The organism is Burkholderia sp. LMG 13014 (genome assembly GCF_905232215.1).
Classification (GTDB): Bacteria; Pseudomonadota; Gammaproteobacteria; order Burkholderiales; family Burkholderiaceae; genus Burkholderia.
In genome coordinates, this window is the sequence record NZ_CAJNKE010000434.1 from 1 (window position 1) to 5,140 (window position 5,140).

The window sequence follows — 5,140 nt, forward strand, 5'->3', positions numbered from 1 at the left end:
AGGGCGTCACGGCGGCCGTCAAGTGGGCCGAGGCGCTCGTCGCGCTGCGCCTCGCGACCGCGAAGCGCGGCGATTACGCGCGGCCGCTGCCGAAGCGCTACGACGGCGCGTTCGCCCGCTTCAGCCCGCCGGACGGGGATGCGGCGGAACCGGTGCCGAATTTGCCGCAACCGCACATACACACCGTCTGACACGCACTATCTGCGCCGCTGTATGGGCGCGTATGGGCGTTTTCGCTACACTGGGCCGTCATCGCATCGGCTTGCGCAGCCGGCTTCCGGCCCCCGCGCAGTCGATGCGAACCCATTATTTCAGCGAGCTTTCGCCGCACTTCGAACCATGTCACTCGATCCCAACTATCCTCGCGACCTGATCGGCTACGGCCGCCATCCCGTTCAGGCGAACTGGCCGGGACGCGCCCGCGTCGCCGTGCAATTCGTGCTGAACTACGAGGAGGGCGGCGAGAACTGCGTGCTGCACGGCGATCCGGGCTCCGAGCAGTTCCTGTCCGAAATCGTCGGCGCGGCCGCGTATCCCGACCGCCACATGAGCATGGAGTCGATCTACGAATACGGTTCGCGGGCCGGCGTATGGCGCATCCTGCGCGAATTCGAGAAGCGCGGGATGCCGCTGACGGTATTCGGCGTCGGCATGGCGATCGAACGCCACCCGGAGCTCGCGCACGCATTCGTCGAGCTCGGCCATGAAATCGCGTGCCACGGCTGGCGCTGGATCCACTACCAGAGCATGACGCCGGAACTCGAGGCCGAGCATATGCGCCTCGGAATGGAAGCGATCGAGCGCGTGACGGGCGAGCGCCCGCTCGGCTGGTACACCGGCCGCGACAGCCCCAACACGCACCGCCTGGTCGCCGAATACGGCGGCTTCCTGTACGACTCCGACAACTACGGCGACGACCTGCCGTTCTGGATGGATGTCGAGGTATCGGGCGGCAAGAAATCGCCGCAGCTGATCGTGCCGTACACGCTCGACACGAACGACATGCGCTTCGCGACGCCGCAGGGCTTCAACACCGGCGATCACTTCTTCGACTACCTGCGCGACGCGTTCGACGTGCTGTACGCGGAGGGCGACGAAGCGCCGAAGATGCTGTCGATCGGCATGCACTGCCGGTTGCTCGGCCGGCCGGGCCGGTTCCGCGGGCTGCAGCGATTCCTCGATCACATCGAGAAGCACGATCGCGTATGGGTGACGCGCCGTGTCGATATCGCGCGTCACTGGCGTGAACATCATCCGTATCAGCCCAATCATCGAATCGAAGGGAAAGCATGAAGGCGATGCGCTACACGTTGGAACAACTGAACACGATGGCGCCGAGCGCATTTGTCGCGGCACTGTCGGGGATTTTCGAACACTCGCCGTGGGTGGCCGAAGTCGCCGCCGGCGAGCGGCCGTTCGCGACCATCGACGCGCTGCACCAGACGATGTCGGGCGCGGTGGAAACGGGCGGCGAAGTGCGCCAGCTCGCGCTGATCAACGCTCACCCGGAGCTGGCCGGCAAGGCCGCCGTGCGCGGCGAGCTGACCGCCGAGTCGACGCGCGAGCAGAGCGGCGCGGGCCTCGACCAGTGCACGCAGGAAGAGTTCGACAAGCTGCTGACGCTGAACCGCACGTATCGCGAGAAGTTCGGCTTCCCGTTCATCCTCGCGGTGCGCGGCTATGACCGGCACGGCATCATCGCGAACTTCGAGTCGCGCGTGAATCATTCGCGCACCGAGGAACTGCGTGCGAGCGTCGACCAGATCTACCGGATCGCGCGCTTCCGCCTCGACGACCTGATCGACGCCTGACACCGCAATACGGCCTGCTGCGTCGCAGCGGCCTGATCGCCTCACTGAAACAAGGAAACATCATGGCTGTTCCGCTTCTCGATCCCAACGCACCCGACTTCACGCGGCGCTACGTGAATCTTGCCGACCCGCGTCTCGGTGCGCAGGCGCTCGAAGCCAGCGACGATTTCTTCGCGCCGAAGGACCGGATGCTGAACCCCGAGCCGGCCGTCTTCATCCCCGGCAAGTATGACGACCACGGCAAGTGGATGGACGGCTGGGAAACGCGCCGCAAGCGCACGACGGGCTACGACTGGTGCATCGTCAAGCTCGCGCGCCCGGGCGTGATCAAGGGCTTCGACATCGACACGAGCCACTTCACCGGCAACTTCCCGCCGGCCGCGTCGATCGAGGCCGCGTTCGTGGCCGACGGCGCGCCGACGCATGCGACCGAGTGGGTCGAGGTCGTGCCGTCGACGACGCTGCAGGGCAACAGCCATCACTACGTCGAAGCGAGCGATGCGCGTGCCTTCACGCACCTGCGCGTGAACATCTACCCGGATGGCGGCATTGCGCGCCTGCGCGTGTACGGCCAGCCGCAACTCGACTGGGCCGGCGCGAGCGCGACCGAGCAGTTCGATCTCGCAGCGATGGAAAACGGCGGTTACGTGGTGGCCGCGAACAACCAGCACTTCGGCGTTGCGTCGAACCTGCTGCTGCCGGGCCGCGGCGTGAACATGGGCGACGGCTGGGAAACCCGCCGCCGCCGCGAACCGGGCAACGACTGGGCGATCATCGCGCTCGCGCAGCCGGGCGTGATCCGCAAGATCGAAGTCGATACCGCGTTCTTCAAGGGTAACTTCCCGGACCGCTGCTCGATCCAGGCCGCATACGTGTCGGGCGGCACGGACAGCTCGCTGATCACGCAGTCGATGTTCTGGCCGGTGCTGCTCGGCGAACAGAAGCTGCAGATGGACAAGCAGCACTACTTCGAAAAGGACATCGCATCGCTCGGCCCCGTCACGCACGTGCGACTGAACATCATTCCGGACGGCGGCGTGTCGCGCCTGCGTCTGTGGGGGACGCTCGACAAATGAAGACGCTTGCCATCGAACCGCTGACCAAGGAAGCGTTCGCGCCGTTCGGCGACGTGATCGAAACGGACGGGGCGAAGCAGATCCCGATCAACCTCGGCACCACGATCCGCTTTCACGATCTCGCGAAAGTCGACGTGACCGATGAAGACGGCCGCACGCTCGTCAACCTGTTCCGCGGCCAGCCGCGCACGCTGCCCTTCGAAGTGAAGATGCTGGAGCGGCACCCGCTCGGCAGCCAGGCGTTCGTGCCGCTGAACGACCAGCCGTATCTCGTCGTCGTGGCGCCCGCGGGCGATCTCGATCCGGCGAAGATCCGCGCGTTCGTGACGAGCGGGTGGCAGGGCGTCAACTATGCGAAGGGTGTGTGGCATCACCCGCTGATCGCGCTCGGCGGCGTCAGCGACTTCATCGTCGTCGATCGCGGTGGCGACGGCCTGAACCTGAACGAGCAGGACCTGCAGGAATCGCTGTGGCTCACCGACGAGGCGCTGCACGCGCTGACGGCCTGAGTCGCCAGCGTATTCGCGACCGACTGCCTGTCGAAACCCGCGCAATTTGCGCGGGTTTTTTTATGGACGGCCGCGCTCTCGCGACTCAGGTCGCTACGGCTTTGCGCGTGTCGCGTGAACCACCGCCGCCGCGACGCCGGTTCGCGACCGGCGCATGCTCCGCCATCAGCTCGGCGACCCAGTCGACGAACACGCGCAGCTTCGCACTGACGTGCCGGTTCGGCGGAAACGCGACGTACATCGGCATCGGCTCGAGCTGCCATTGCTCGAACAGCGGCACCAGTTCGCCGCGGGCGCGATGCGCGCCGGCCATGTAGTCAGGCAGCCACAGAATGCCCAGCCCGGCGAGGCCGGCCTCGAGGTACGCATTGCCGTCGTCGACCGCGAGCACGTAGCGTCCGCGCACGGTGACCTGCTCGCCGTCGCATGCCATCTCGAATGGCAAGGCCTTGCCGGTGCGTGCCCACAGAAATCCGACGATCCGGTGATGGGTGTCCTCCAGCTCGTCCGGATGCGTCGGCGTGCCGGCGCGGGCGAGATACGCCGGCGACGCGTACACGCCGAGCCGCAGGTCGCCGACACGGCGCGCGACCAGCGCGCGGTCGGTCGGCTCGCCACCGCGTACGACGCAGTCGACGTTCTCGCCGATCACGTCCACCACGCGGTCGCTCACGCCCATATCGAGCTGGATGTCCGGATAGCGTGCATGGAACGCGGGCAGCGCGGGGATCAGGATCAGGCGCGCGAACGGGCTCGGCACATCCACGCGCAGCCGCCCGCGGGGCGATGCGGAGGCTGCGGACAAGCTCGTTTCGGCATCGTCCATGTCGGCCAGCAGCCGCACGACGCGATCGTAGTACGCGGCGCCGTCCGCGGTAACGACGACCTTGCGCGTCGTGCGGTTGAACAGCTTCACGCGCAGCCGCGCTTCGAGCTGCTGCACGAGTTGCGTGACGGTGGTGCGGCTCATGTGCAGCGTCTCGGCCGCCTTCGTGAAACTGCCGGCTTCCACCACGCGGGCGAACGCCTGCATTGCGTCGAATCGATCCATCGGGTCAGGGCTCCGCGTCGGTCGGAAATTGTTTGGGACGTGCAAACAGTGTTGGACAGGGTTGCCGGTTTATCCGCCGTGCATCGGTCCGTAAAGTGCCTTCATCGTTGATGCCGGGGCGGCTTCGCCCCATAAACCGAAGGAGATATGGGATGGTAAAGCGTAGCGTGGTGTTTCCGCCCGGTCGCCAGGCGCTGTACGACCGCAACCGCTATTCGCCGGCAGTGCGCTCGAACGGCTTCCTGTTCGTGTCCGGGCAGGTCGGCAGCCGCGAGGACGGCTCGCCCGAGCCGGAACTCGACGCGCAGGTTCGCCGCGCGTTCGACAACCTGAATGCGGTGCTGCGCGCGGCCGGCTGCACGTTCGACGACGTCGTCGACGTGACGGTGTTCCTCGTCGATCCCGAAGCGACGTTCGAGCGGATCTGGGAGATCGTCCCCGAATACTGGGGCGATGCGCCGTATCCGACGCTGACTGCCGTCGGCGTGACCTGGCTGTACGGGTTCCAGTTCGAAATCAAGGCGATCGCGCGGCTGCCGGAGACGGTCAACAGGTGAGCCGTGCCCGACACGGGGCCCGCGCGTCAGGGTGCGACGGGGGCCTCCTGTTCATACGCGCGATGCAGCAGCGCAACGAACGATGACGAATCGGGCAACGTCGCCGTGCCGAACCGGCGCACGGCGATCCCGGGCG

At 66.6% G+C, this 5,140-nt stretch carries 6 protein-coding genes and 1 pseudogene; 6 read left to right on the plus strand and 1 reads right to left on the minus strand.

Translation table 11 applies throughout. The features are described 5' to 3' along the window. The 5 genes and pseudogenes from JYJ84_RS27930 to JYJ84_RS27950 all read left to right on the plus strand — a co-directional run. Positions 1 to 191, plus strand: a pseudogene (locus JYJ84_RS27930) (Asp/Glu racemase); the annotation flags it as partial. Between the two features lie 148 nt (positions 192 to 339). Continuing rightward, positions 340 to 1,293 carry an allantoinase PuuE gene (gene puuE / locus JYJ84_RS27935; RefSeq protein WP_175223361.1) on the plus strand — a complete coding sequence of 318 codons (954 nt, stop codon included), beginning with the start codon at positions 340 to 342 and terminating at the stop codon, positions 1,291 to 1,293. After that, positions 1,290 to 1,811: a 2-oxo-4-hydroxy-4-carboxy-5-ureidoimidazoline decarboxylase gene (gene uraD / locus JYJ84_RS27940; RefSeq protein ID WP_175223362.1), complete on the plus strand. Its 522-nt coding sequence runs from the start codon at positions 1,290 to 1,292 to the stop codon at positions 1,809 to 1,811. Before puuE ends, uraD begins: the two co-directional genes overlap by 4 nt. A gap of 62 nt (positions 1,812 to 1,873) precedes the next feature. Beyond that, on the plus strand, positions 1,874 to 2,887 hold the full coding sequence (gene alc, locus JYJ84_RS27945; RefSeq protein WP_175223363.1) for an allantoicase: 1,014 nt from the start codon (positions 1,874 to 1,876) through the stop codon (positions 2,885 to 2,887). Continuing rightward, the gene (locus JYJ84_RS27950) at positions 2,884 to 3,396 is read left to right on the plus strand and encodes an ureidoglycolate lyase (RefSeq protein ID WP_124450504.1); all 513 of its coding nucleotides are present in this window, start codon (positions 2,884 to 2,886) and stop codon (positions 3,394 to 3,396) included. Before alc ends, JYJ84_RS27950 begins: the two co-directional genes overlap by 4 nt. An 85-nt stretch (positions 3,397 to 3,481) precedes the next feature. On the opposite strand, the gene JYJ84_RS27955 is transcribed toward JYJ84_RS27950, so the two are convergent. Next, the gene (locus tag JYJ84_RS27955) at positions 3,482 to 4,447 is read right to left on the minus strand and encodes a LysR family transcriptional regulator (RefSeq protein ID WP_175223364.1); all 966 of its coding nucleotides are present in this window, start codon (positions 4,445 to 4,447) and stop codon (positions 3,482 to 3,484) included. A gap of 152 nt (positions 4,448 to 4,599) precedes the next feature. Between JYJ84_RS27955 and JYJ84_RS27960 the strand changes: the two genes are divergently transcribed. Next, entirely contained in the window at positions 4,600 to 5,004 is a 405-nt protein-coding gene (locus tag JYJ84_RS27960) for a RidA family protein (protein WP_175223365.1), read from the plus strand. Positions 5,005 to 5,140: the final 136 nt, after the last annotated feature.